This window comes from Spirosoma koreense, assembly GCF_054777875.1.
The window spans coordinates 24,878-51,252 of record NZ_BAAHAC010000005.1 but is presented as its reverse complement, the minus strand read 5'-3'; the positions used below and the strand labels follow the sequence as shown (position 1 = coordinate 51,252).

The following is a 26,375-nucleotide window of genomic DNA, read 5'->3' as shown; positions in this document are numbered from 1 at the left end:
GCATTACAACCTATGCCCGCTTACGATCTGATTATTATTGGTGCCGGTGCCCTCGGAACCTTCCATGCATACCATGCTGCTAAAGCCGGTCAGCGCGTGCTGCTGCTCGAAAAAGACCGCTACCCGATTGGAGCAACCGTCCGAAATTTTGGGCAGGTGGTGCCCTCGGGCCTGGCCGGTCGCTGGTTCGACTATGGCCGCCGGAGCCTGGAAATCTACCGGCAGATTCAGCAGGAAACCGATCTGACGGTTCGGCAGAACGGCACGATTTACATTGCGTCGGATGCCGATGAGTGGATGCTGGCCAATGAACTCCACGACCGGTACCAGCCCATCGGTTACCCCAGCGAGTTACTGAGTAAGGCGCAGTGCCTGGCCAAATACCCGTCCCTGCGACCCGATTACGTGCAGGGTGGTATCTTTTTCCCGCAGGAAATGAGCGTTGAGCCGGAGCAGATGATTCACCGGCTGATTGCGTATGTGCAACGAAAATTTGGCGTCGATTACCGGCCTGGTTCAGCGGTGACCGACGTAGCGTCGGGCAGTGCCGGCGTAACCGTCACGCTGAGCAACCGGCAGCGCTTTCAGGCAGGCCAGGTGCTTTTGTGCGGTGGGCACGAGGTGCGGCTGTTATTTCCCGATGTACTCGCCCAGGCAGGATTGGTCGTCAGTAAATTACAGATGCTGCTCGTCGAGCCGGTAGCGGGTCTGCAACTGCCGGGCAACATCCTGACGGGCCTGACCATACGTCGTTACGAAGCGTTTCAGGAATGCCCGTCCTATGCCGCGCTGCAAACCCCCGAACACCTGGCCGAACTGAAAAAATGGGGCATTCATATTCTGTTTAAACAAGCCATCGACGGATCGATCATCGTGGGCGATTCGCACGAATACGCCGACGCCACCGAGGCCGAAGATCTGGGCTATCATACCCAGGACTACATCAATGAGCTGATGCTGGCCGAAGCCCGACGTATCGTGTCGTTTCCGTTAACCGTCCGTAAAACCTGGGCGGGCTTCTACAGCCAGACCAAAAACGAAATTTTCGAGTATGCCGTAGACCCTACCATTCGCATTATCACCGGTGTTGGTGGCAAAGGGATGAGTTCGGGAGCAGGCTATGCAGAAGCCAGTATCGAACAACTGTCTGGCAGCCGCGCATAAGCTATCACAACAAAAATAATTATTTGTCGATTCTATATTAAGCCAGTATGAATATTTGGATGGTTTGTTGACATCGCAGTAAAATATACTTAATATTAACGCAATAGCCAAATCTTAATTTTGCGAGATAATACTTAAGTAGTCAACCAATCCGTCCTCTGTATGAAGCTTTATCTACAGTCTTCAGCGCCACCGATACAGGCTTTTCGCCGACTATCGATGGCGTTTTTCGTTTGTCTGGTGTCAGGCCTATCGGCGCTGGCTCAAACCATTACCGGCACGGTTATCGGTGCTGATGACAAGAAACCCCTTCCGGGTGTATCGATTCTGATAAAAGGAACCACCACGGGCACGACCACCCGCGCTGACGGAACCTATACGCTGACCGTAAATAATCCGGCCAATGCTACCCTGACGTTTTCGTTCATCGGCTACCAGAGCCAGGAAATCCCGGTCGGCAACCGGACCACCATCGACGTATCGATGAGCGAAGGCCCCTCGACTTTGAGCGAGGTGGTCGTGACGGCCCTCGGTATCAAAAAAGATATCCGGCAAACGGGCGTCGCCATTCAGACGGTCGACGGCAACCAACTCCTGAAAGCCCGCGAACCCAACCCGATCAATTCGCTGACGGGGAAAGTAGCGGGTCTGACGATCGGGGCCTCCTCGGAGCTGCTGGGCCGTCCGAACATCTCACTACGGGGCAATTCGGACGTACTGTTCGTGGTAGACGGTATTCCCATTACGTCGGATACCTGGAACATCAGTTCCGACGATATTGAAACCTACACCGTGCTGAAAGGCGCATCAGCCTCGGCGCTGTACGGCTTCCGGGGGAAAAACGGTGCGATTCTGATCACGACCAAGCGGGGCACGAAAGACAAACGCGGATTTTCGGTCGAGGTCAATACCAGCCAGATGTTCGACAATGGCTTCATCGCCATTCCGAAAGTGCAGGACGAATACGGCCCCGGCGACCACGGCGTATACGCTTTTGGCGACGGGAAAGGCAACGGCCTGAACGACGGCGACTACGACATCTGGGGACCGGCGCTCAATGGTCAGCTGATTCCGCAGTACGACAGCCCGGTTGTTCCCGGCCAAACGTTCACGACCAAATTTCCAAACGGCAAAACCTTTACCAGCGACCGCCAGCCCACACCTTTTCTGCCCCGCGGAAAAGACAACCTGAGCCGGTTCATCCAGACGGGCATCCTGTCGAACAACAACGTGGCCGTTGCGGCATCGGGTGAGAAATACGACATGCGCTTTTCGCTCTCGTATAACTACCAGCGCGGTCTGGTTCCGAACACCAAGCTGAACGTGGTCAACTTCAACATGACCGGCGGGTATAACTTTTCGCCCAAACTCCGCTTCGAGTCGAGCCTGAATTTCAACCGGCAGTTCACGCCTAACTTCCCGGATGTCAACTACGGCCCCAACTCACTGATTTACAACATCATTGCCTGGGGCGGTGCCGACTGGAACATCGACGACATGAAGCAGATCTGGCAACCGGGTAAGGAAGGTACCCAGCAGATTTACGCCGAATACCAGCGTTACAACAATCCCTGGTTCCTGGCCAAATACTGGTTGCGCGGTCATTACAACAATAACCTGTACGGCTATACGTCGCTACGGTACCAGATCGCCGAGGGATTGCAACTAACGGGTAAAGCCCAGCTGACGACTTACGGACTGCTCCGTACCGAGAAACTCCCCTACTCCGCTACCACCTACAGTCGCGAAGAAGCGCGGGGCGATTACCGCGAAGACCGCCGGAATATGTTCGACAACATCAACCAGGTGTTGCTACAGTACAATAAACAGGTCATTCCGGCGCTGTCGATCAATGCGCTGGTGGGTGGCGAAGCCCGGATTTTCAACTACAACTCCGATTACGCCAGCACCAACTACCTGAACGTACCGGGCGTTTATAACTTCGCCAACTCGTCGAACACGGTCATTGCCAATAACTACCAGGCCGATATGCGGGTGTTGTCAGCTTACTACTCGGCCGACTTTACCTTCCGCGATTATGCTACGCTGACTACCACAGGCCGTCTGGACAAACTGTCGACCCTGCCGAAAGGAAACAACGCCTATTTCTATCCGTCGGTGGCGCTGAGCACGGTTATTTCGGATTATGTACGCCTGCCGCAGGGTGTTTCCTTCCTGAAAGTCCGGGCTTCGTATGCCAACGTTAAAGACGGGCTGACCCAATCGACCATCGGTTCGACACCGGGCGCGGCCTTCCCACTGGGCTACGGCGTCGATTACAACTCGTCGTACGGCGGCCCGACGTATCAGAACTCGGCGGTGTACAACCTGCCGCTGATGTACAACAACAAACCGGCTGCGTATTACACCAACACGCTCAACAACCCCAACCTGAAACCCAATTCGACCTCGCAGTCTGAAGTGGGTCTGGATATCCGTTTCCTGAATAACCGGTTGGCCCTGGACGCTACGTATTACGTCAGTAACGACGGTCCGCGCATTTTCACCCTGCCTTCTTCAGAAGCCACCGGCTACACTGGCCGACTGGTGAACGGGATCATGACGCAGAAAAAAGGTGGAGAAATCTCACTGACCGGCCAGGCGCTGCGTACGACGAAAGGCTTCAACTGGGACATTGTCGCCAACTATTCGACCTACACCGAACGGCTGAAAGAAGTGTATCCCGAAGGCGGTATCAACACGCTGGCCTCCAACTATTTTGTGGGTAGCAGCAGCAGTTCCCGCTTCATCAACATCGGCGACCGGACCGATGGGTTTTACTCAGGGGCTTTCGTTCGAACGCCCGATGGGCAGTTGATCAACGACGCGGGTGGCCGACCCATCGCCAATCCGGTGGCGCAGTTTCTGGGCTACGTGAACCCGAAATTTGTCTGGGGTATCAACAACCGCTTCAGCTACAAGAATATCAACTTCAGCTTCCAGTTCGACGGACGCGTGGGTGGCATCATCGGCGATTACGTCCGGCAGAAAACCTTCCAGGGTGGTCGTAACATCGAAACCGTGCAGGGTGCATTTGGCGAAGCCCGCAAAAATGACGTGCAGAACATCCAGTCGTACGTTGGTCCGGGGGTTACCCTGGCTAGTGGCACCATCAACTACGACGTCAATGGCAACGTGCTGAACTATGGCGAACTTAAATACGCGCCCAACACGACCAAGACCTTCGAGCAGGATTACATTGCCCGGTATTACGGGCAGGCAGAAGCTTTTCTGATGAGCCGGAGTTTTGCCAAGCTTCGCGAAGTGATCATCGGCTATACGCTGCCCCAAACGGCCCTGAGTCGGCTGGGCATTAAACAGGCCAGTGTTTCGCTCGTCGGCCGGAATCTGCTGTACTTCGCCAAATACAAAGACATCGACCTCGACCAGTATCTGACGGGTGGGATTTCGACCCTGCAAACCCCAACGACCCGCCGGTACGGTATCAACCTGAATCTGGTATTTTAAAAACAGTAGTTAGTAGTCAGTAACCAGTGGTCAGTGCCACTATCGACTGACTACTAACTATTATCGACTAAAAACCTTATGAAACTTCATAAACGTATCTTTCTTTCGCTTTTTGCTCTCGGCCTGACGCTGACGGGCTGCGAAAAACCGTTCGATCAGCTCGAACAGGACCCCAACCGGCCGACCAGCGCGCCCGCTTCGCTGGTTTTCAATGGAGTACTGAACGACATGTATAGCGTTGCGGGCGGTGGTGCCTGGAACGATGCCCAACGGTACGACCAGTTTTACGCCAGCAACTACAACTACTACGCGACGAACGAATACTCCTGGACCTCGACTGGCCTCTACTACACTACGCTGAAAAATGTGGTCAAAATGGAGCAGGAAGCCAAAAAGGCTGGCTTACCCGATGTAAATGCCTACTCCGCGCTGGGGAAATTTTTTCGGGCTTTTTTCTTCGAGAACATGACCAAGCGGCTGGGCGACGTTCCCATGACCGATGCCCTGCTGGGTCTGGATAACCAGACTCCGAAGTACAATAGCCAGAAGGACGTGTATGTGCAGGTGCTGAAATGGCTCGATGACGCCAACGCCGACCTGACCTCGCTGATCGCCAAAAACGACAACAACCTAACGGGCGACATTTTCCTGGGCAACTCGCTGGCCAAGTGGCAGAAGGTCGTCAACACGTTCAAGTTGCGGGTGCTGGTTAGTCTGAGCAAGAAAGAAGCCGATACGGACCTGAACATCAAAGCGCGTTTTGCCGAGGTGCTGGCCAACCCGACCAAATATCCGCTGATGGCGTCGATGGATGATAACCTGCAATACGTCTACAACAACCAGTACAACAAGTACCCGCGCAATCCCGACAATTTCGGCCAGAATGCTACCCGCGAGAACATGACTGCTACGTACCTCGGTACGCTGACATCCCTCAACGATCCGCGTACGTTTGTGGTAGCCGAACCCGCTACGGCCAAAGTAGCGGCTGGCCTCAAGCCTACCGATTTCGCGGCTTTCGTTGGCGCTTCGTCGGGCGAAGATTTAGCGACGATGTCATCGAACGCGAACCAGGGGCTGTATTCGTTTCAGAACCGCAGGCACTACTACAGCACTTACACGGCCGAGCCGTACATCATCATCGGGTATCCGGAGCAGTTGCTCAGCATTGCCGAAGGCCTCAATCGGGGCTGGGCCGCATCCTCGTCGGCAACGGGCAGTGCAGAAGACAATTACAAAAACGGCATCCTGGCTTCCTGGGGTTTTTATGGCCTCAAAGACGGAGCCAATACGGTCTATTTTTCGGCAGATGGCGGCTATAAAGTCTTCAATACCTATACGGTCAATGTAAGCTTCGCCGATTATTACGCGCAGACTGCAGTAAAATACGCAGGGAACACGACGGCGGGGCTGACGCAGATTCTGACGCAGAAATACCTGGCCTTCTTTCAGCAGTCGGGTCTGGAAGCGTTCTACAACCAGCGCCGAACGGGCGTTCCGACGTTCCTAGTGGGGCCCGGCACGGCCAACAGCCAGCGGATTCCGCTACGGTGGCAATATCCGGCCACCGAGCGGTCGTACAATACGGCCAACAACACGGCGGCCGTAACGAGTCAGTACGGTGGCAACGACGACATCAACGCGGCCATGTGGTTGCTCAAATAATCCGGTATCGAAGCCCGGGCACCGTCTCCAGACTGTGTCCGGGCTTTATCCGTTATGAGGGAAGTCATCGACAATCTTTCTCGTATTATCGCTACGTTTGTGTGTAGTTGCTAACTAGCCCAATGAACCGTAGAAACCTCATCAAATCAGCGGCTCTGTTGCCCTTCGTGCCGGAGCCTGCCCATCATACCGAATCCGTCGATGCGACACTGGCCCGCAAGCGATCCGTTCGGTTTGCCTACCTCGGCGATACCCACCTGACCCCCGACGCCAAACCGATGGAATCGGTCGCCAAATGCTTTCAGCATGCCCAGAGCCACAAGGACAAACCCGCGTTTATCCTGCACGGTGGCGATGTGATCATGGATGCGCTGGCCAAAGACCGGGATGACGTCCAGAAACAGTGGGACGCCTGGCATACCGTTGTAAAAGCCAATAACTCGCTGCCCATCGAATACTGCATCGGTAACCACGATGTCTGGGGCTTCGAGAACGCTAAAACCGATCCGATGTATGGGAAGAAATGGGCGGTCGAACAGATGAAAGTCAGCGGTCGGTACCGGTCATTCGATCGAAATGGCTGGCACTTTATCATTCTCGATAGCGTGCAGCCCAAGCCCGACAGCAAGTGGTACACGGGCAACATCGACCCCGAGCAACTAGACTGGCTGAAGCAGGACCTGGCGAAAACCAGCGCGAAAACGCCTATTCTGATTATGTCGCACATCCCGATTTTCAGCCCGACTGGGTTCTTCAGCGAGACGAATGTCAAAGAAGGAAACTGGACCATTCCGGCGGCTCTTGTTCTGGCAAACACCCCCGAACTGTTGAAATTATTCTATCAGTACCCGAACGTAAAAGCGGCTTTAAGTGGCCATATGCACCTGCTCGATCGGGTCGATTACAACGGGGTGACGTACCTCTGCAACGGGGCCGTTTGCGGAAACTGGTGGAAAAGCGATACCTACCAGCAAACCAAAGCAGGTTACGCGCTGATCGATCTGTACGACGACGGAACCATCGAACGGACGTACTTACAATACACCTAGCACCGCCCCTTCAACGCACAGACCTGGGTAACGACCCCGAATCGGAGAAGCGACTTCGGGAAACGACTGGGTCTGGCAGCCGTCAAAAAGAGGTTCATTACTTATCGACCCGGACGTCGTGTCCGGCACTACACATGGAAACGATTGCTACACTTTTCGCTCAGGGTGGTCAGGATGCTTACTTTGGCGAACCCGTAACTCAACTCGAACACGCGCTCCAATGCGGCCTGTTGGCCGAGGAGGCCGAAGCCGACGACGAAACTGTCGTCGCGGCTTTTTTGCACGACATTGGCCATCTGCTGCCGCCTGAACTGGCCAATGGGTACATGGATGGCTACGGTACGGTCGATCACGAAAAACTCGGCGCCGATTATCTGCGGAAAATGGGTTTCTCGGAAAAAGTGGCTCAGTTGATCGAGCATCACGTCAATGCCAAGCGGTATCTGGTCTATAAAAACCCGAACTATTTCGCCCGGCTGTCGGAAGCGAGTTTGAAAACGCTCGAATTTCAGGGCGGCCCCATGACGCCTGCCGAGGCCGCGGCCTTTGAAACGAATCCGTATTTCAAAGGTATTCTACTGATGCGGGTCTGGGACGAACAGGCAAAAATTCCGGGTCTGCCGACGCCGGGGATGGATCACTACCTGGCTATCGGTAAGCGCCTGATCGCCTGAAGGATCCCTATGAACCACGCTCTGTTTGCTTCGCTGCTGCTTGCTTCGGGTCAGCTTATGGCTCAGCCGAAACAAAACGTTTATACGACGCTGCAAGTGCCGGGTCGGGTCGAGTTTTGTCAAATCGATACCGGAAAAGGGCGGGCAGTGCTGCCGAGCGGCCGGTACGTAACCCCGGCCGGACAAACCCGGCGCATCACCAATGATCCCTTTGGCCTGGCGTTATCACCCGATGGTCAGCGGGCGGTATCACTTCACGACGGCAGTCTGAGTGTCGTGAATCTGTCGAGTTTAGCGGTAACCCGCGTTCCCGATTATAGCGGTAAAATTCCCGCAGCTTTGAAAGAAGGGTCGTTTCTGGGCGTCGCTTTTGCCCCCGATAATCGAACGGTTTATCTGAGCAATGGCGACAAAGGTCGTGTTCTGATCTTCGACACCGATCGACTGCGAACGACGGACAGCATCAGTCTGGATGGGAATGGCTACACGGATAGTTTCACGTCGGACCTGCTGCTGAATGGCAACGAACTACTGGTGCTTGACCGGGCTAATTTCCGGATGGTCCGCATCGATCTGGCCACTAAACGCATCACCGCGTCGATTCCCACCGGTCGACAACCGTTCGGACTGGCCATCAGCCCGACGAAAAAGCTGGCCTTTGTGGCGAATGTAGGGTTGTACGCGTACCCGAAAGTGCCGGGCGTGACGAAGACCAATAAAGATACGATGGCCCTTAAATTTCCGCCCTACGCGGCTCATACGAAGGAATCGGCGGAAGGCGTAGAGGTCGAGGGCAAACGGATTCCGGGTTTGGGAAGCCCGCTTGCAGACGAAGCGATGAGCGTCTGGACGATCGATCTGACGACCAACAAGGTGGTCAGTCGGTTCAAAACAGGGGTTCAGATTGGAGAAATGATCGAAGAAGCGGAAGTTGTGGGGGGTGCATCACCGAATTCGGTCACGGTTGGCAGCCGCTATGCGTACGTGTCGAACGCGACCAACGACAATATTTCGGTGATCGACTACAAACCGGGGGCGGCTTCGGCCAAAAAACGGATCAGTACGATCCCGCTCAAACTCGATGCCCGGCTCGACCGCTACCGGGGTCTGATGCCCTTTGGTCTGACGCTGACGAAAGATGAACGGACGTTGTATGTGGCCCTGCTCGCGTTCAATGCTGTCGCCGTCGTTGACCTGCCGACCCGCAAAGTCCGTGGGTTGATTCCGACCGGCTGGGGCCCGACTCGTGTGGCGCTCTCCCCCGATGAGAAAACGTTGTACATAACCTCGGCAAGAGGCTACGGCGCCGGGCCTAACGGCGGGCAGGGCTTTGTAAAACCGCCACAGGGAACCTACATCGGCGATATTCAGCTGGGTACGTTTCAGGCGATACCCATACCCGACGCGGTTCAGTTAGCCACCTACACAAAACAAGTGCAGGCCAATACCTACCAGCCGGTTGCCCTTGCCGACGATGGCCGGAATCCGATGCCGGTACTGCCCAAAAAACGCGCATCGCCGATTAAACACGTTGTCTACATTACGAAAGAAAACCGCACTTACGACGAAGTGCTGGGGCAACTGACCAGCGGTCGGGGCGATTCGACACTGGCCCGATTCGGCGTAGGGGTAACCGTGAAATCGCGAATAACGACCCTTCGGGGCAACAGTGGCCGAACGACCGATCAGGCGGGTGATACGGTGCGCGTCACGGCGGCCGATATCATGCCCAATCACCAGCGGGTGGCGCGGCAATTTGCGTACTCCGACAATTTTTATTGTGATTCCGACGCCAGCATTCACGGTCACCACTGGATGATGGGCACGATTCCCAACGAATGGGTCGAGGCCAATGCCGCTTCAGCGGGTCGCTTCGACCCGGACTCCAAAGCCCCCGGTCGGCGCTTCCCTAAATCATCGGGTGCCATCGACCCGGAAGACTACAACGAAATTGGCGGGTTATGGGAAGCCTTCGAGCGAAACAAAATTTCGCTCTATAACTTCGGCGAGGCCAATGAATATGCCGGAGCCGTGGAGGAGTGGACAACGACCCAGTTCGGCGCTGCGCAATCCGTCGTGTTTCCCATGCCGAAAGCCGTGTTTCCGCATACCTCCCGCGACTATGCAGGCTACAACACAAACGTGCCGGACCAGTACCGGATGGAACAGTTCGAGCGCGAGTTCACCGCGAAATGGATCAAGGGTAAACAAACCATGCCGCAACTGGTCACGATGCAGGTGCCAAACGACCACGGAGCCGGGCCACGGCCCGATTTCGGATACCCTTTTCTGCATTCGTACATGGCTGATAATGACCTTGCCGTTGGCCGGATTCTGCATTTTCTGTCCCGTACCAAATACTGGAAAAATATGCTGGTGATAATCACCGAAGATGACCCGCAGGGCGGTGTCGATCATATCGATGCGCACCGGTCGTTGCTGATGATGGCCGGACCGTATGTGAAACGAGGCTACGTATCGCATACCCACGCGAATTTCGGTTCGATCCTGAAAGTGATTTATAATATTCTTGGGGTTCCCTACGTCAATCAGTACGACCTGACGGCATCCCTTCTTCAGGATTTTTTTACTGACAAACCCGATTTCCGACCGTACGATGCGGTATTGCCCGATGTCCGTATCTTCGATCCACAGGCCGCCATGAAACCATATAAGAAGGCATTCGACTGGCGAAAAATTCAGCGGGGCCCCGACATGGACGACCGCGCTGACCAGCGTGCCGAGCATTATCGGCAACAGCAGGAGAAATGAAATATTCATTATCTTGCACAACAGCGAGAGTTGTTTTGCCTCATTATGCCGGGAAGAGTCTGCCTTCGAAACTTATAAAAGAGGTGTTCGAAGCCCTCGGCGAACCGTAACCAAAAACTGATGCGTTCCCCTGCTTTCCTTCGACATCCAACCGTTTTTGTGCTTTTCGGTGCTACAGTTGCGTTCTGCACCTATGCCTGCATGTACGCCTTCCGCAAAGGCATCACCGCTGTCACCTTCGAAGGGCTGGCGTTTGCGGGGGTGAGCTACAAAATCTGGCTCATTACGGCGCAGGTGTTCGGCTATGCGATGTCTAAACGCATCGGCGTAAAAGTCGTATCGGAGATGTCGCCGGGCCGCCGGGCGGCTAACCTGCTGCTGTTTGTGGGGATTGCGCTGCTGGCCTTACTCGGGTTTGCGGTCGTGCCAGCTCCCTGGAACATTATCTTTCTGTTTTTCAATGGTTTGCCGCTCGGCATGGTCTACGGCATTATGCTCGGTTTTCTGGAAGGTCGCCGACAAACCGATGCGCTGACCATCAAAAGCGACTGGGGCGTGTCGGAGTTCTGGCTGCCGTTCGTGACCGGTGCCTTGTTCGTACTGCCGATGCTAGGTTCGGTCTACGCCTTAACGTTGCTCCCCCCGCCCACCCACGAAGACCAGCAGCAGCGGACCAAGCGTGAACCTATGAACGCCAGCGAACGCCGGGCTTTCGTTCAGAATTTCGGGCCGGGGCTGATCCTGCTCATCATTTCTTACGTGCTGCTCTCAGCTTTCCGCGACTTCCGCGACAATTTCGGTCCCGAAATCCTGCGCGATGCGGGCGTCGAGAACCCCGGCATTTTTGCCAAAACCGAAACCCTAGTCGCCGTTGGCGTGCTGATCATTATGGCGCTGTTACAGCGGGTAAAAAATAACTTCCAGGCTTTCGCCCTCCTGAACGGCATCATGCTACTGGGCGGGCTGCTGGTCGGCTTCAGCACCTATGCCTATTCGATCAGTCTACTGTCTGCGGGTAACTGGTTCCTGCTCACGGGCCTCGGGCTGTATATGGCCTACGTTCCCTGCAACGGCCTGTATTTCGAGCGATTGGTAGCCGCATTCCGGTACGTGAGTACGGTAGGCTTCATCGTTACCCTGGCCGACTGGTACGGGTATCTGGGCAGCGTGGCGGTTCTACTGTATAAAAACTTCGGGCACGCCAATATCAGCTTCCGCGAGTTTTTCATGTACGGCGGTTACGTGCTGGCGGTTGTGTACAGCGTGCTGGTTATCATTTCCTTTCTGTATTTTCGGCAGCGGTACCGCAGCGAGACAACCCTCAACGTTTCCCTGCATCAGGTCAGCTGATGAGTGTCGGTGCCCGTTGATCATTCCATGTAACGATCGACAATCATGCAGTAATTTACGGTGGCCGGGTTGGTCGATTTCATTTTCAGCGCCCCCACCACTTCCTGAAGAAACTGGTGAATCAGCCGATTGCCGGCATAACCAGGTGTGCTGTATTTTAACTCTTGAGGGTTTGAGGCTGCGCTAAAGACCTGAAGCGAACAGGTAAGGCCATCCAACAGCATCCTGTCGTCCCGAAGAGTAGACAATCGTTTTGCCCCAGTCGATACTTCCTGAAAGCTTTTTAACAGATTCGGTAGCTCCTGCGCCTGAATCGTAACCGTGTCTGCCAGCGGAAACTGCTGAAAATAGGTTCCCATCATGCGCACATCGACAAGCCGGGTGGTGTCTTCCCCCCAGCTAAAAGCCGCACTGGGTCCTGTTTCTTTGCCTTTCTGCCTAAAGATGAGCCGAAATGACTTCCCACCCGTCCATTGGACTTGCACAGTAGCGGGGCTGTCGAAAGAAGGAGAAATAGAACATTCTATTCGTTGCTGAGCGGGCAACTCTCCACTCACCATCAGTAGCAGAAACACGATTTTTTTCATCGGCTTACCAGACAAATTTCGGATGCTCGTTCAGGTTGAAACCAAGTTATAGCCAAATGCTGTTAGCAAACTACGTATTTTTGTCTACGAAAATCACCTGGTAACAGTTAATCGTTATCGCAAGGCTTTGAACCTTGTCAGATAAGTTATGAGCAAACACGGACGTATTCTTGTCGCCATGAGTGGCGGCATCGACTCTTCACTGGCAGCGGTGCTGCTCCACGAAGAAGGCTACGAGGTCATCGGGATGACCATGAAAACCTGGGATTACGCTTCTTCGGGCGGAACCAAAAAAGAAACCGGCTGCTGCAGCCTCGACAGCATCAACGACGCCCGCAACATTGCCGTCAGCCTTGGCTTTCCGCACTACATTCTCGACATCCGCGAGGAATTCGGTGACTATGTAATCGACCATTTCACAGGCGAGTACCTCGAAGGCCGGACGCCCAACCCCTGTGTTCTGTGCAACACGCACATCAAATGGGATGCGCTGCTCCGCCGGGCCGATCGGCTTGATTGTGAGTCGATTGCGACGGGTCATTATGCCCATATCCGGGAGGAGAACGGTCGGCATGTTCTCTCCAAAGGCGTCGATACTCTCAAAGACCAGTCGTATGTGCTGTGGGGTGTCTCGCAGGAAAGCCTGAGCCGAACCAAACTACCACTGGGGCATCTGCGCAAATCGGAAATCCGGGAAATGGCCAAAGAGCGCGGTTTTATCGAACTGGTGACCAAATCGGAATCCTATGAAATCTGCTTCGTACCCGACAACGACTACCGGGGTTTTTTAAAACGGCGCATGCCCGGTCTGGAAGCCGAAGTGGCCGGAGGCAATTTTATACTCGAAGGCACTGGAAAAGTACTGGGCCAACACCAGGGCTATCCCTTCTACACCATTGGTCAGCGCAAAGGGCTGGGTATGGCGTTCGGCCAGCCGATGTTCGTGACCGAAATCCGGAAAGATACCAATGAAGTGGTACTGGGGGTCGACAAGGACCTGTTCCGTGACGGAATGATAGTGAGTAAGCTGAATCTGCAGAAATACGATCGCCTGACCGCACCGCTCGAAACCGTCACGAAAGTGCGGTACAAAGACCCCGGTACTCCGGCAACGATCGCCCAGACCGGCGACCGCATCGAGGTGCTTTTCCACGAAGGTGTATCGGCCATTGCGCCCGGACAGGCGGCTGTATTCTACGAAGGCGATGACGTGGTAGGTGGCGGCTGGATCATGAAAAGTTTCCGGCAAAGTGACCGACAAGCGGAGACAGTAAACCTGATGGAACCCGTACACTAATTACATTTGCGACAGCTTAAGGATAGATTGTAACGATCTAAGCATCAGAGGTTAACATAAGTAAAAATACCCTAAAACAAATAGTAAATCATTTGTTTTAGGGTATTTTTACCGTTTACGTAAATCATCCGGGTAATAACACGATGATTTACGTATTTACCCTGTGTTAACTTACTCTCTATCCTCTTTCCATTCCATGAATAAGCCCGCATCCACCCCTGGTTCAACACCCATTACCTTAAACACTCGCGAACGTCAGTTTCTCCAGTTGGCCTGCTCTGAATTAACCTATGTACAAATTGCCGATCGGATGTGTGTCAGTCCACGCACGGTCGATGGCTACCGGGAAACCCTTTTCGTGCGGCTGAACCTGAAAAGCCGGGTCGGCCTGGCGCTTTGGGCAATACGAGCCGGGGTGGTACCTTTGTAGCCAGCCGAATTACTTATCTTAGCCCACTCGTTCGGGTTTCTGTATGCCTACACCCTCTCTCTCGTCGATCGCCAAACTGATTGACCATGCTTTGCTGCATCCTACCCTGACCGATTCGGAGCTTCGGGCGGGTTGTGAACTGGCCATGGCGTATAACGTCGCGTCGGTCTGCATCAAGCCCCATGCCGTTCCGCTGGCTCATGCGTTGCTGGCCGGTTCTGACGTATTGGTGGGAACCGTCATCGGTTTTCCGCATGGCTCCAGCACGACCCACGTTAAAGCAGCCGAAACGTTGCAGGCCTGCCGCGACGGAGCCGTCGAGATCGACATGGTTGTGAACATTGGGAAAGTTCTGAGTGAGGACTGGGCCTACATAACCAGCGAAATCCGGGTGATTCAGCAGGTCTGCCTGGATAACGGAGCCATCCTCAAAGTGATCTTCGAAAACGATTTTCTACCGGACGATGCCCCCAAGATTCGCCTGTGCGCCATTTGCACGACAGTCGGGGTGGCTTTTGTCAAGACCTCTACCGGCTTCGGGTTTGTCAAAGGACCTGACGGCAGCTACGATTACCAGGGCGCTACCGAACACGATCTACGGCTGATGCGGACCTATGTCGGGCCGAACGTGCAGGTAAAAGCGTCGGGTGGCATTCGTACGCTCGATGAGCTGTTGAGGGTTCAGGAACTAGGGGTCACTCGGGTTGGCACATCAGCAACGGCCGCTATTCTGACGGACGCCTACCAGCGATTCGGTCAGACGACTCTGTCGCGGCACCCCCGCCCGGACACCAACCCTCAAAGCTACTGAAAGACATTACTCATTGTTCATTATCCATTACTCATCACTCTCCTCAATGCTTCATCTCGGTTTTGTGTCGGCAATTCTGGCCGATTATGATCTCAACGGCGTTCTGAAATTTGCGGCTGAACATCGGTTCAAATGCGTTGAACTCATGTGCTGGCCCAGCGGCAAGGCCGACGCCCGGCGGTATGCGGGTGTTACGCACGTGGATGTCGACAACCTGAACGTCGAGCAAATTCACACGCTGACCAAACTTTACCGGGTTTCCATTTCAGGCCTGGGTTATTATCCGAACCCACTCGATCCGAATCCGGAACAGGCCGAGTTCTACCGGGAGCACATCAAAAAACTAATTCGGGCAGCCGCCAAACTGGGCGTACCGGTCGTAAACACCTTTATTGGCCGAAACCCGTCGCTGAGCATTGGCGAGAATCTGAAACTGTACGCCGAACACTGGCCGGCTATCGTGAAAGAAGCGGAAGCGTGTAACGTAAAGATTGGCATCGAGAATTGTCCGATGTGGTTTACGGACGATGAGTGGCCCGGCGGTAAAAACCTCGCTACGACACCGGCCATCTGGGATCGCATGTTCGAGCTTATCCCGTCGCGGGCGCTGGGCCTGAATTACGACCCGAGCCACCTGGTCTGGCAGATGATGGACGAAATCCGCCCGATTTACGATTACCGCGACCGACTGCATCACATCCACCTGAAAGACGTCAAGGTCTACCGGGATAAACTAAACCGCGTGGGCATTATGGCCAATCCGCTGGAATATCATTCACCCAAATTACCCGGCCTGGGCGATGTGCGCTGGGGTAATTTTTTTGCCGCCCTGACCGATGTTCGCTATCGCGGCCCGGTATGTATCGAGGTCGAAGACAAGGCTTACGAAGGGAGTGCCGAGGATGTGCAGACGGCCATCCTGACCGCCCGGAACTACCTGAGTCAGTTTCTGGTGTTGTAATCCTTTCCGCTCATTTTGTATCTTTACAAAAAAACGCGCTTATGGTAGTGGCTGTCCCTCTTGCCGAACAAATCGTCGACCGACTCAATCAGGAAAAAGTCGTGTTCATTCCGGCTACGCTGGATGAATACTGGACCGTACTGGATCAGTTTGGCGAGGAGCCTTTTCCGATCGAGTACGACATTGCGTACATAAACGGTCAGATAAGGGCACAGATTGGTATGGCAAGTGATCAGCATGAAACAATAGTTTTGAACATCGGCGCTTTATTGCGAACCGCTTTCTTCGATCAGTCAGACATCCGCGTGATGGGCAGCAATAAGCTGGTGTATGTACCCGTCTGCCAGTTAGCCACCAAGCCCGATGTACTGGTCATGAAAGGTCAATCCGAACTTTTCCCCCGAAAAGGCCAGGAATCCGGTATTACGAATCCGTACATTCTGGTCGAAGTACATTCCGACTCGACTTACCGGGAAGACATGCACATCAAGCTCCGCTGCTACAAACAGCTGCCATCCGTACAGCATATTGTTTATGTTGAGCAGGGAGTGCCCTTCGTGTCGGTTTATACGAAACAGCAGGATAGCCGCCACTGGCTCAACGAAGATTACGACGCGCTCGATATGGCCGTTTCCATCGGCGACGTTACGATTTCTATGCAGGATGTTTACCACAAAGTGATCCTGAACACGACCAGTGCTACAAACGCTTAACCGACTCGACACCGATCTCTTTCTCTGGCTCAACAGCTATTATACGCCCTGGCTGGACCCGATCATGATTGCTATTACGGAACGTAATACCTGGATTCCGTTGTATGCGCTGCTGGTTGGCTGGCTGATTTACCGCTACCGCAAGCAGGCTATTGGGCTGTTACTGACCATCGTGGCGGCCGTAGCGATGGGCGATCAACTGACCTCGTCGGTACTGAAGCCCCTCACCCATCGCCTGCGTCCCTGCCATGAGCTGGCGCTACAGAAGCTCATTCATCCCGTCATGGAGTGCGGGGGGCAGTACGGATTTGCGTCTTCGCATGCCGCTACGACCTTCGCCCTCGCGGCTAGTCTCTGGTTGCTGCTGGGAAAAACCTACCCCTGGTTCAGGTGGGCATTTTTATGGGCCGCCATTGTATCCTATAGCCGCATTTACGTAGCCGCGCATTACCCGCTCGATGTGCTTGCAGGCACTTTAGTGGGAATCTTATCCGCCTTGATCTGCGTGACAGCGTACCAGAAAATTAGCTCCCGCACCGGTCAGCGCCTGTTCCCCTGAATCTTCCTGATCAACGATTGTAGGCGGCCCCGTGCACAACCGTTTGAAAGAAACTTAAAAGCGGTTCGGCAACGTGCCTGTTTTTTCCGTACCTTTGCGGGAAATTTGTCCCGCATTCATGGCTTCGTACAATCCGGTTAAAATTTTTTCGGGCACTCAATCAACGTATCTGGCCGAAAAAATTGCGCATTACTACGGTAAAGACTTAGGCGGTTATACCTGTCGTCGATTTAGCGATGGCGAGATGTCGCCCAGTTTTGAAGAGTCGATTCGGGGATGCGATGTGTTTCTGATCCAGTCGACGCCCCCGCCCGGCGATAATCTGATGGAGTTGCTGCTGATGGTCGATGCGGCCCGACGGGCGTCGGCGCACTACGTGACGGTGGTTATTCCCTACTTTGGGTATGCCCGCCAGGATCGGAAAGACAAACCCCGCGTGTCGATTGCTGCCAAGTTAGTAGCCAATATGCTGGCGGCTTCGGGTGTGGATCGGCTGATGACGATCGACCTGCACGCCGGCCAGATTCAGGGCTTTTTCGACTTTCCGGTAGACCACCTGGAGGGTACGTCAGTGTTTGTACCGTACATCCGAAGCCTGAACCTGGATAATCTGGTCATTGCTTCGCCCGATGTGGGCGGTGCCAACCGCGCCCGCACGTTTGCGAAACATTTCAACGCCGACATTGTCCTGTGCGACAAACATCGCAAACGGGCCAATGAAATTGCTTCGATGCAGGTGATTGGTGATGTCGAAGGTGCCAACGTGGTGCTGGTCGACGACCTGATCGACACCGGCGGCACGATGGCGAAAGCGGCTCAGATCATCAAAGAAAAAGGGGCCTTGTCGGTGCGGGCGGTGTGTACGCACCCGATCATGTCGGGGAAAGCGCATGAAAACATTGCCAGTTCGGTTCTGGAGGAATTGGTGGTGGCGGATACGCTGCCGCTGAGACAGCCTAACGAACGCATCAGGGTACTGTCTGTGGCGGAGTTGTTTGCCAAAGCCATCGGCCGCATTCGTGATCATGAATCTATTAGTTCATTGTTTATAAGAAATTAACCGAAGTGCCGGATGTCCACGTCCGGAAATTATTCATCTTTTTTAGCCGAATGTGGACGTTCGGCGCTACAGAACATGAGAAAAATCGAGATTGTAGGGTATCAACGAGCGAATCTCGGCCGCACGGAATCACAAGCGATTCGGGCCGAGGGCAATGTTCCGTGCGTATTGTACGGTGGTCAGGAGCAAGTGCATTTTTACGCACCCGCCATCCTGTTCCGTGATTTGATTTATTCGCCCAACATTTACGAAGTAGCGCTCAACATCGAGGGAGCTGAATACCGGGCTATTCTGCAGGAGTCTCAGTTTCACCCTGTTAGCGACGCTCTGTTGCACGCCGACTTCCTGTTGGTGACCGACCAGAAGCCCATCAAAATTGCCGTTCCGGTTCGTCTGGTAGGCTCGGCGCCGGGTGTGCAGAAAGGCGGTAAGCTGGTGACACGCGTTCGAAAACTGCGCGTGAAAGGCACCGTAGAAAACATTCCTGATTTTATTGATGTCGATGTGTCGAACCTCGACTTGGGTAAATCAGTTCGGGTAGGTCAGATTCCGGTCAAAAACCTGGAAATGCTGGAACAGGCATCGAACCCGGTGGCCAGCATCGAAATCCCACGTGCACTGCGGGGTACGGTTTCGGCCAAGTAATCGTTTTTTTAAACTAATAGGCTATAAAAATACCCGACCAGTTATTGGTCGGGTATTTTTGTGTACATCGATGGGGGAGCGCAACCCTTATAGCTTCATCATCCGCAGGCGCAGGCTATTGCTGACAACGGATACTGAACTTAGGGCCATAGCTGCCCCGGCAATCATGGGGTTCAGCAAAAAACCGAAGGCTGGATACAACACACCGGCCGCCAGCGGAATTCCGATCAGGTTATAAACAAACGCCCAGAACAGGTTCTGCCGGATCACCTGCACTGTCTGCTTCGATAGTTGCAGGGCTTTGGGTACGCTGTTCAGATCGGATGTGATCAGGGTCATGCGCGCAACGTCCATAGCAATGTCGGAGCCTTTGCCCATGGCGATGCTCACGTCGGCCTGCGCCAGCGCCTGCGAATCGTTGATGCCATCGCCGATCATGGCCACGACCCTCCCCCCCGCTTGCAGTTCGCTCACGAACTGGGCTTTATCGGCAGGCATGGTTTCGGCCTTGTACTGACGGATACCGACTTGCGCGGCCACAGCAGCGGCCGTTTGCGGGTTGTCGCCGGTGAGCATATATACCGCAATACCACGGCGTTGTAAGGTTTCAATAGCCTCCTGCGAACCCACCTTCACCGGATCGGCAATGGCTATCAGAGCCAATATGGCTGTTGTATTCGCAAAGAACACGACGGTCTTCGCCTGATTCTGTAAGTACGTAGCCTGTTCGCCCAAGTGAGTGGACAAGGTGAGACCCTGTTCAGCCAGCAAGCTTTGGTTCCCAACGAAATAAGCCTGGCCCTGATGGTGGGCAGTTATACCCCGCCCCGTCACGCTGTCGAAGCTATCCAGCGATACCGGTTCGAAACCATGCAGATAAGTGGTCACAGCTTCGGCCAGCGGGTGTTCAGACTGCGCTTCCAGCGTGTAAAGGATGCGCTGAAACGGCACTTGCTCCAATTCGGGAACCAGCCACAGCATATCGGTGACGACCGGTTTACCTTCAGTGATCGTGCCGGTTTTGTCGAGTACCACCGCATCGACACGGTAGCCTATTTCGAGACTTTCGGCGTCTTTGATGAGTATATTGTGTTCAGCTCCTTTGCCCACACCGACCATAATGGCCGTTGGCGTAGCCAGGCCCAGGGCACAGGGGCAGGCAATGACCAGCACCGTTACGGAGGTTAAGAGCGCAGTGGTAAACGAATCGGTTTCCGGAGCAAGGTAGTGCCCAAACAGCATCCAGACCCCGAACGTGAGCAAGGCTATGCTCAATACGACCGGCACAAAAACCCCGGCGATCCGATCGACGGTCTGCTGCACAGGTGCTTTGCTGCCCTGAGCCTCCTGAACCATCCGGATAATCTGGGCCAGCAAGGTATCGCCCCCTACTTTCTCGGCCCGGAACCGAAAACTTCCTCTCTGGTTGATCGTACCGGCGAAGACTTTCGTGCCCGCCACTTTCTCGACCGGAACAGGTTCACCGCTGATCATGCTTTCGTCTACGTACGACTGCCCGGATTCGAGCAGCCCATCGACGGGAACCTTCTCACCTGGGCGTACCAGCAGCAAATTCCCCACCTGCACTGCTGCCATCGGAACATCGCGCTCGGTAGCCCCTTCGACCAGCCGAACAGTTTTGGGCTGCAACCCCATCAGCTTTTTGAGGGCCGACGACGTACTGGATTTAGCCCGTTCTTCCAGCAGCTTACCCAGCAGAATAAAGGCGACGACAACCGCGGCTGCTTCGAAATAAACGTGCGGATGTAGCCCCCGCCGATGCCAGAAGTCAGGATAAATCGTATTGAAAGCGCTGAATACAAAGGCGATGCCCGTACTTAAAGCCACCAGTGTATCCATGTTGGCTTTGCCATGGCGTGCCTGTTTCCAGGCATTGACAAAAAATGAGCGGCCCAGCCCAAACACCACCGGAGCCGACAAGGCCAGCATAAGCCAGTTGGCATAATTCGGCGAATCGGACGACGGGTCCATAAAAAACATACCGACGATGACGACAGGGACCGACAGGATCAGCGCCCAGAGCGTTCGCCGTTTAAGTGCCCGATAGTGTTGCTGCCGGGCTTCGTCCTGTACTTGTTGCGGGTCTTCGGCATCGACCACGATGTCATACCCCACGGCCCGAACGGCCGCCTGCAGGTCAGTGGGCGTCACTACGGCCGGGTCGAACTGAACCCAGGCCGACTGATTGGCATAATTTACCCCGGCATCGCTGACACCGGGCGTATGTTTCAGAGTCGATTCGACACTGACGGCACAGGCAGCACAACTCATCTCCAGCACCGGGTATGTTTTCCGAACCCCCGATGAAGGGCGTGACGCAGGGTTGTGTTCGAGCGGATTTTGAAGGGTTGTGTTCATACCAGAAATACCAGCCTGAAGCCGGTACGTTTACGATACCGGTTCGGCTTTATAACCCGCTTTTTCAATGGCCTGACGAATGTCGGCCAGAGAAGCGCTGTCGGTTTGGGCGGTCAGTAGTTTGTCGGGATTTTGGACGTCGACCTGCCAGTTGCCTTCCCCAACGGTTTTGTTTAGGAACGGCGTAACCGTGGCTACGCAGCCACTGCACTTGATATTGGTTTTGAATGTTAGCGTTTTCATACACCTGATCGTTTATACCTATAACCGAATTTCATCGCCAAAGGTCGCACGCCGGCAGGTCTTGTTCGTACATAATTGTAGGTAGATGGTGTACAATTGAGGCTCCTGCCACCGGCTCACGTGTTCTTGCCGGCCGCCTACAGCTTTAACCTTCTTTTAACCACGCATTAAGGCCGATTTAAGTCAGTATAAACACCTTTGTGTACTTAAAAGTACGCGCGCACCGTAGCTGGTATGAACAAATTCATCAAAGGCATTCTATCCTTCTCACTGAAGAATAAGTTTTTCATCTTTTTCCTGACAGCGCTGGCGGTCGTCGCTGGTGTCATCAGCTACCAGAGTACCCCGATCGAAGCGTTTCCCGACGTTACCAACAGCCAGATTACCCTGATCACGCAATGGCCGGGCCGGTCGGCGGAAGAAGTCGAAAAGTTCGTTACCATTCCCATCGAGATTGGCCTCAATTCCGTGCAGAAACGAACGGATATACGTTCGACATCGCTGTTTGGCTTATCGGTGGTCAAAGTGCTGTTCGAGGATGGCGTCGACGATGCCTTTGCCCGTCAGCAGGTCAATAACCTGCTCAACGGCGTCGAACTGCCCGAAGGAATTCGGCCCGACGTACAACCGCCGTATGGCCCGACGGGTGAGATTTTTCGCTATACCCTCCAGTCGCCGACCCGTACGGCCCGCGAGTTGAAAACCATTCAGGACTGGGTCATTGAGCGCCAGCTCAAGAGCGTACCGGGGGTTGCCGATGTGGTTAGTTTCGGCGGAGAGGTCAAGACGTACGAAATCTCGGTCGATCCGCGTCGGCTTATGGATTACAACATTACCCCCCTGCAGCTCTACCAGGCTGTTGCCAATTCGAACGTAAACGTGGGGGGCGATGTCATCGAGAAGAACTCCGAAGCTTACGTGGTCCGTGGGATTGGCCTGCTGCGTAATCAGCAGGACATTCTGGATATTATCGTCAAGAATATCAAGGGTACACCCATCATGGTGCGCAACGTCGCGCAGGTTTCCGAATCAGCCCTGCCTAAGCTGGGCCAGGCCGGGCGCGACAAGCGCGACGACGTAGTAGAGTGTATCGTGGTGATGCGAAAAGGCGAAAACCCCAGTGAAGTCATCGAGCGGGTGAAAGCCAAGATCGAGGAACTGAACACGAGTATTCTGCCCGGCGACGTCGAAATCAACACGTTCTACAACCGCGAAACCCTGATCAACTTCGCGACGCACACGGTTACGCATAACCTGATCGAGGGAATTGTTTTCGTAACGGTCATCGTCTTCATTTTCATGGCCGACTGGCGCACCACCGTTACGGTGTCGATTGTCATTCCGCTGGCGTTGCTGTTTGCATTCATTTGCCTGCGGCTGAAAGGCATGTCGGCCAACCTGCTGTCGATGGGCGCCATCGATTTTGGGATTATTGTCGACGGGGCCGTCGTGATGGTCGAGGGCATCTTCGTTACGCTGGATGAAATGGCCCACCACGAGGGGATGCCCAGGTTCAACAAACTGGCCAAACTAGGCGTACTGCGCCGAACCGGAACGGAGATGGGCAAGGCGATTTTTTTCTCCAAGCTCATCATTATCACCTGTCTGGTGCCGATTTTCTCGTTCCAGAAAGTCGAAGGAAAAATGTTCTCGCCCCTGGCCTGGACACTCGGATTTGCCCTGCTGGGTGCTCTGATTTTCACCCTCACGCTGGTGCCGGTACTGGCCAGTATTCTGCTTAAAAAGAACGTGCGCGAAAAACACAATCCGTTCGTGAACGTCGTGACCAAATACGCGACAAAAGCGTTTGGGTTTACCTTCGCCCACAAACGAATCAGTCTGCTGGTGACGATGGCGATCGTCGTTATCGGTTTATCCGGCTTCAGTCTGCTCGGCACTGAGTTTCTGCCGGAACTGAACGAAGGATCCATTTACGTACGGGCCACCATGCCCATGAGTATTTCGCTGCCCGAGTCGGTCAAGCAAACGGTGCAGATGCGGCACATTTTCGAGCAATTCCCGGAAGTGAAGGGGGTTATCTCGCAGACGGGCCGCCCCAACGATGGCACCGACCCGACGGGTTTTTATAACATTGAGTTTCTGGTGGATATCTACCCGCAGGACGACTGGAAGAGCGGGTTGACGAAAGAACAGCTAGTCGAAAAAATGCAGGAAAAGCTGGCGGTTTTCCCAGGAGTCAACTTCGGGTTTTCGCAGCCCATTATGGACAACGTAGAAGAAGCCGTATCGGGTGTAAAAGGATCTATTGCCGTAAAAATCTATGGTCCCGACCAGGGCATTCTCGAAGAAAAAGCGGGCGAAGTTCAGAAGCAGCTAGCCACGGTTCAGGGCATCGAAGACCTGGGAGTGATCCGCACCACCGGCCAGCCCGAAATGCGCGTGGAACTCGACGAGCGGAAACTGGCGCTCTATGGTGTGAGTAAAGCCGACGCCGAAGCCGTTATCGAAATGGCGATCGGCGGAAAGGCGGCCACCCAGATTTACGAAGGCGAACGCAAATTCGACCTGCGCATCCGGTACGACCAGCCGTTCCGATCCAATGAACAACAGATCAGCCGATTGATGGTGCCAACCGAAAGCGGCAGCATGATTCCGATCAAAGAAATTGCCCAGGTGTATACCCAAACAGGCCCTGTCCTGATTTTCCGGGAAGCCGGGCAACGCTACGGGGCCGTCAAGTTTTCCGTACGGGGCCGCGATATGGGAGGGGCGGTTGCCGAAGCGCAGCAGAAGGTACAGGCCCACGTCAAGCTCCCTTCCGGATATACGATCAAGTGGGCCGGCGATTTCGAAAACCAGCAGCGCGCTACGGCCCGTCTGGCGCAGGTAGTTCCGATCAGTTTGCTGGCGATCTTTTTTATTTTGTTCGTGCTGTTCGGCAATGTGAAAGACGCCGGTCTGGTGCTGTTCAATGTACCGTTTGCTATTATCGGCGGTATTGCCGCGCTACTGATCACCCACGTTAACTTTAGTATCTCGGCGGGCATCGGTTTCATCGCCCTGTTTGGCATCTGCATTCAGAACGGGGTGATCCTTATCTCGGTGTTCAAGAAGAATTTGCGAAATAGTCTGTCGCTCACTGATTCGATTCGAGAAGGAGTGGTGTCCCGTATCCGCCCCGTGGTAATGACGGCGATGATGGCAGGCATCGGACTCATTCCGGCAGCGGTATCGCACGGGATCGGTTCGGAAACGGCCAAGCCCCTGGCGATCGTAGTAATCGGTGGCCTGATCACTGCCACGCTGCTGACGTTATTTATCTTTCCGCTGATATTTTACGTCTTTTACCGCCATAAATTCAGCGACATTTAACGGCAATTTAACCAGCCAAATAGTCGCTTTTTTGCAACGTTTAATAATTTTAACCCGTGATTAGCGTTTTGTAATAGAGAACAACTTGCAACATTTGTTCTATTATTATAACCTTTGCATTCGCATTGCGACTATATTGCAATCCGAAATCCCAGATAGAGTCTTTCAAGGCTTTATCACCCGGAAAAGAACTTGCTTACTGTAGCATAAAGATCCTTTACAAAGGGAAGGTTGAACATCAAGATTTGGCGGCCGCCCGGTCGTCTGTCTTGAAATGGTGTGGATAGAAGCGGAAAGCCGCCCCGATATTCGGAGCGGCTTTTTTGTGTTCCGCCGATTCGGCACCCCATTCTCGTTTAACTCACTTTTAATACGGCTTTCAAGCTCTTTTAATACGGTTATCCGACCTTGAACGCCGAAGAGGTTTTGGTTGCTAGCCGGACTTAAGCACACCCAGTAGCGAATGAAGCCCCTTCTAAACTAATAAGTCGTTCTATCGTTTTTAAATCAGACAAGTGCTATGTATGTTTCTGACATGAAGATATTGGTGGTTGAAGATGAGCCGAAACTGGCCTCCTTTGTTCGCAAAGGTCTGGAGGAGCAATCCTGCGAAGTCGATGTAGCGTTTGATGGCCAGGTCGGGCGAAATATGGCGTTGAATAACCTTTACGACGTCATTATCATGGATATCAACCTACCTAAAATGAACGGGTTCGATGTCGTTCAGTCGATTCGTCAGGAGCAGAATCGAACGCCTGTTCTGATGCTGACCGCGATGGGTTCGGTAGACGACAAGCTCACGGGCTTCGAAGCCGGAGCCGACGATTATCTGGTGAAACCGTTCGAATTCCGTGAGCTGATGGCTCGTCTGCGGGCGCTGACCAAACGTAGCAGCGACGCTGGCATGCAGGCCAACATCCTTCGGGTAGCAGACCTGGAACTCGACCTGAACGAAAAAATTGCCCGCCGGGGCGACAAGCGCATAGAATTGACAGCCAAAGAGTTCGGCCTCCTCGAATACCTGATGCGGAACCGGGGCCGGGTGGTATCACGGGTCGATATTGCCGAGAAAGTGTGGGATATTCATTTCGATACGGGCACGAATGTTATCGATGTATACGTAAATTTCCTGCGTAAAAAGATCGACAAAGATTTTCCCCATAAACTTATTCACACTGTGATTGGGATGGGGTATATGTTAAAAGAAGAGTAAGG

The 26,375-nt window shown here is 54.0% G+C and carries 20 protein-coding genes; 17 read left to right on the top strand and 3 right to left on the bottom strand.

The window, feature by feature from the left end; all coding sequences use genetic code 11:
* Positions 1 to 12: 12 nt before the first annotated feature.
* The 7 genes from ACYVC2_RS05975 (at position 13) to ACYVC2_RS05945 (ending at position 12,142) form a co-directional block, all read left to right on the top strand.
* Positions 13 to 1,164 carry a TIGR03364 family FAD-dependent oxidoreductase gene (locus ACYVC2_RS05975; protein ID WP_461101391.1) on the top strand — a complete coding sequence of 384 codons (1,152 nt, stop codon included), beginning with the start codon at positions 13 to 15 and terminating at the stop codon, positions 1,162 to 1,164.
* A gap of 219 nt (positions 1,165 to 1,383) precedes the next feature.
* Positions 1,384 to 4,632, top strand: coding sequence for a SusC/RagA family TonB-linked outer membrane protein (locus ACYVC2_RS05970; RefSeq protein ID WP_461102296.1), 3,249 nt, complete (start codon positions 1,384 to 1,386; stop codon positions 4,630 to 4,632).
* 78 nt (positions 4,633 to 4,710) lie between these two features.
* On the top strand, positions 4,711 to 6,297 hold the full coding sequence (locus ACYVC2_RS05965; RefSeq protein ID WP_461101390.1) for a SusD/RagB family nutrient-binding outer membrane lipoprotein: 1,587 nt from the start codon (positions 4,711 to 4,713) through the stop codon (positions 6,295 to 6,297).
* Positions 6,298 to 6,419: 122 nt separating this feature from the next.
* Complete coding sequence (locus ACYVC2_RS05960; RefSeq protein ID WP_461101389.1) at positions 6,420 to 7,346, top strand: metallophosphoesterase family protein; 927 nt, start codon at positions 6,420 to 6,422, stop codon at positions 7,344 to 7,346.
* A gap of 134 nt (positions 7,347 to 7,480) precedes the next feature.
* Complete coding sequence (locus tag ACYVC2_RS05955; protein WP_461101388.1) at positions 7,481 to 8,020, top strand: HD domain-containing protein; 540 nt, start codon at positions 7,481 to 7,483, stop codon at positions 8,018 to 8,020.
* A 9-nt stretch (positions 8,021 to 8,029) separates the two neighbouring features.
* Positions 8,030 to 10,792, top strand: a complete 2,763-nt coding sequence (locus tag ACYVC2_RS05950) for a phosphoesterase (RefSeq protein WP_461101387.1) — start codon at positions 8,030 to 8,032, stop codon at positions 10,790 to 10,792.
* Positions 10,793 to 10,912: 120 nt separating this feature from the next.
* Positions 10,913 to 12,142, top strand: a complete 1,230-nt coding sequence (locus tag ACYVC2_RS05945; protein WP_461101386.1) for a DUF5690 family protein — start codon at positions 10,913 to 10,915, stop codon at positions 12,140 to 12,142.
* 20 nt (positions 12,143 to 12,162) lie between these two features.
* Here the strand turns inward: ACYVC2_RS05945 and ACYVC2_RS05940 are convergent, their stop codons facing one another.
* Positions 12,163 to 12,729, bottom strand: coding sequence for a hypothetical protein (locus tag ACYVC2_RS05940; protein ID WP_461101385.1), 567 nt, complete (start codon positions 12,727 to 12,729; stop codon positions 12,163 to 12,165).
* Positions 12,730 to 12,877: 148 nt separating this feature from the next.
* Between ACYVC2_RS05940 and mnmA the strand changes: the two genes are divergently transcribed.
* The 8 genes from mnmA (at position 12,878) to ACYVC2_RS05900 (ending at position 19,205) form a co-directional block, all read left to right on the top strand.
* Positions 12,878 to 14,026 (top strand): tRNA 2-thiouridine(34) synthase MnmA, encoded by a 1,149-nt coding sequence (gene mnmA, locus ACYVC2_RS05935; RefSeq protein ID WP_461101384.1) that lies wholly within the window; start codon positions 12,878 to 12,880, stop codon positions 14,024 to 14,026.
* Positions 14,027 to 14,222: 196 nt separating this feature from the next.
* On the top strand, positions 14,223 to 14,456 hold the full coding sequence (locus tag ACYVC2_RS05930; RefSeq protein ID WP_461101383.1) for a response regulator transcription factor: 234 nt from the start codon (positions 14,223 to 14,225) through the stop codon (positions 14,454 to 14,456).
* Between the two features lie 43 nt (positions 14,457 to 14,499).
* Entirely contained in the window at positions 14,500 to 15,267 is a 768-nt protein-coding gene (gene deoC / locus ACYVC2_RS05925; RefSeq protein ID WP_461101382.1) for a deoxyribose-phosphate aldolase, read from the top strand.
* Positions 15,268 to 15,313: 46 nt separating this feature from the next.
* Positions 15,314 to 16,228 carry a sugar phosphate isomerase/epimerase family protein gene (locus ACYVC2_RS05920; RefSeq protein WP_461101381.1) on the top strand — a complete coding sequence of 305 codons (915 nt, stop codon included), beginning with the start codon at positions 15,314 to 15,316 and terminating at the stop codon, positions 16,226 to 16,228.
* Between the two features lie 41 nt (positions 16,229 to 16,269).
* A complete protein-coding gene (locus ACYVC2_RS05915) occupies positions 16,270 to 16,941 on the top strand; it encodes a Uma2 family endonuclease (protein WP_461101380.1) in 672 nt (223 codons plus the stop codon).
* On the top strand, positions 16,925 to 17,500 hold the full coding sequence (locus ACYVC2_RS05910) for a phosphatase PAP2 family protein (protein WP_461101379.1): 576 nt from the start codon (positions 16,925 to 16,927) through the stop codon (positions 17,498 to 17,500). Before ACYVC2_RS05915 ends, ACYVC2_RS05910 begins: the two co-directional genes overlap by 17 nt.
* 118 nt (positions 17,501 to 17,618) lie before the next feature.
* Positions 17,619 to 18,560 (top strand): ribose-phosphate pyrophosphokinase, encoded by a 942-nt coding sequence (locus ACYVC2_RS05905; RefSeq protein ID WP_461101378.1) that lies wholly within the window; start codon positions 17,619 to 17,621, stop codon positions 18,558 to 18,560.
* 75 nt (positions 18,561 to 18,635) lie between these two features.
* Positions 18,636 to 19,205 carry a 50S ribosomal protein L25/general stress protein Ctc gene (locus ACYVC2_RS05900; RefSeq protein WP_461101377.1) on the top strand — a complete coding sequence of 190 codons (570 nt, stop codon included), beginning with the start codon at positions 18,636 to 18,638 and terminating at the stop codon, positions 19,203 to 19,205.
* Positions 19,206 to 19,292: 87 nt separating this feature from the next.
* On the opposite strand, the gene ACYVC2_RS05895 is transcribed toward ACYVC2_RS05900, so the two are convergent.
* Both ACYVC2_RS05895 and ACYVC2_RS05890 read right to left on the bottom strand, forming a co-directional pair.
* Entirely contained in the window at positions 19,293 to 21,497 is a 2,205-nt protein-coding gene (locus tag ACYVC2_RS05895; RefSeq protein WP_461102294.1) for a heavy metal translocating P-type ATPase, read from the bottom strand.
* Between the two features lie 117 nt (positions 21,498 to 21,614).
* Positions 21,615 to 21,827 (bottom strand): heavy-metal-associated domain-containing protein, encoded by a 213-nt coding sequence (locus ACYVC2_RS05890; RefSeq protein ID WP_461101376.1) that lies wholly within the window; start codon positions 21,825 to 21,827, stop codon positions 21,615 to 21,617.
* A gap of 234 nt (positions 21,828 to 22,061) precedes the next feature.
* On the opposite strand from ACYVC2_RS05890, the gene ACYVC2_RS05885 reads away from it, so the two are divergent.
* Both ACYVC2_RS05885 and ACYVC2_RS05880 read left to right on the top strand, forming a co-directional pair.
* Positions 22,062 to 25,160 carry an efflux RND transporter permease subunit gene (locus tag ACYVC2_RS05885; RefSeq protein ID WP_461101375.1) on the top strand — a complete coding sequence of 1,033 codons (3,099 nt, stop codon included), beginning with the start codon at positions 22,062 to 22,064 and terminating at the stop codon, positions 25,158 to 25,160.
* 535 nt (positions 25,161 to 25,695) lie between these two features.
* The gene (locus ACYVC2_RS05880; protein WP_461101374.1) at positions 25,696 to 26,373 is read left to right on the top strand and encodes a response regulator; all 678 of its coding nucleotides are present in this window, start codon (positions 25,696 to 25,698) and stop codon (positions 26,371 to 26,373) included.
* The last annotated feature ends 2 nt before the right edge of the window (positions 26,374 to 26,375 follow it).

Bases quoted from the DNA above. Each gene is read 5' to 3' on its own strand.
- ACYVC2_RS05945 (WP_461101386.1), top strand. From the start codon at position 10,913: ATGCGTTCCCCTGCTTTCCTTCGACATCCAACCGTTTTTGTGCTTTTC.
- deoC (WP_461101382.1), top strand. From the start codon at position 14,500: ATGCCTACACCCTCTCTCTCGTCGATCGCCAAACTGATTGACCATGCT.
- ACYVC2_RS05880 (WP_461101374.1), top strand. From the start codon at position 25,696: ATGAAGATATTGGTGGTTGAAGATGAGCCGAAACTGGCCTCCTTTGTT.
- ACYVC2_RS05965 (WP_461101390.1), top strand. From the start codon at position 4,711: ATGAAACTTCATAAACGTATCTTTCTTTCGCTTTTTGCTCTCGGCCTG.
- ACYVC2_RS05955 (WP_461101388.1), top strand. From the start codon at position 7,481: ATGGAAACGATTGCTACACTTTTCGCTCAGGGTGGTCAGGATGCTTAC.
- ACYVC2_RS05970 (WP_461102296.1), top strand. From the start codon at position 1,384: ATGGCGTTTTTCGTTTGTCTGGTGTCAGGCCTATCGGCGCTGGCTCAA.
- ACYVC2_RS05960 (WP_461101389.1), top strand. From the start codon at position 6,420: ATGAACCGTAGAAACCTCATCAAATCAGCGGCTCTGTTGCCCTTCGTG.
- mnmA (WP_461101384.1), top strand. From the start codon at position 12,878: ATGAGCAAACACGGACGTATTCTTGTCGCCATGAGTGGCGGCATCGAC.
- ACYVC2_RS05940 (WP_461101385.1), bottom strand. From the start codon at position 12,729: ATGAAAAAAATCGTGTTTCTGCTACTGATGGTGAGTGGAGAGTTGCCC.
- ACYVC2_RS05895 (WP_461102294.1), bottom strand. From the start codon at position 21,497: ATGAGTTGTGCTGCCTGTGCCGTCAGTGTCGAATCGACTCTGAAACAT.
- ACYVC2_RS05885 (WP_461101375.1), top strand. From the start codon at position 22,062: ATGAACAAATTCATCAAAGGCATTCTATCCTTCTCACTGAAGAATAAG.
- ACYVC2_RS05950 (WP_461101387.1), top strand. From the start codon at position 8,030: ATGAACCACGCTCTGTTTGCTTCGCTGCTGCTTGCTTCGGGTCAGCTT.
- ACYVC2_RS05930 (WP_461101383.1), top strand. From the start codon at position 14,223: ATGAATAAGCCCGCATCCACCCCTGGTTCAACACCCATTACCTTAAAC.
- ACYVC2_RS05915 (WP_461101380.1), top strand. From the start codon at position 16,270: ATGGTAGTGGCTGTCCCTCTTGCCGAACAAATCGTCGACCGACTCAAT.
- ACYVC2_RS05890 (WP_461101376.1), bottom strand. From the start codon at position 21,827: ATGAAAACGCTAACATTCAAAACCAATATCAAGTGCAGTGGCTGCGTA.
- ACYVC2_RS05905 (WP_461101378.1), top strand. From the start codon at position 17,619: ATGGCTTCGTACAATCCGGTTAAAATTTTTTCGGGCACTCAATCAACG.
- ACYVC2_RS05900 (WP_461101377.1), top strand. From the start codon at position 18,636: ATGAGAAAAATCGAGATTGTAGGGTATCAACGAGCGAATCTCGGCCGC.
- ACYVC2_RS05920 (WP_461101381.1), top strand. From the start codon at position 15,314: ATGCTTCATCTCGGTTTTGTGTCGGCAATTCTGGCCGATTATGATCTC.
- ACYVC2_RS05975 (WP_461101391.1), top strand. From the start codon at position 13: ATGCCCGCTTACGATCTGATTATTATTGGTGCCGGTGCCCTCGGAACC.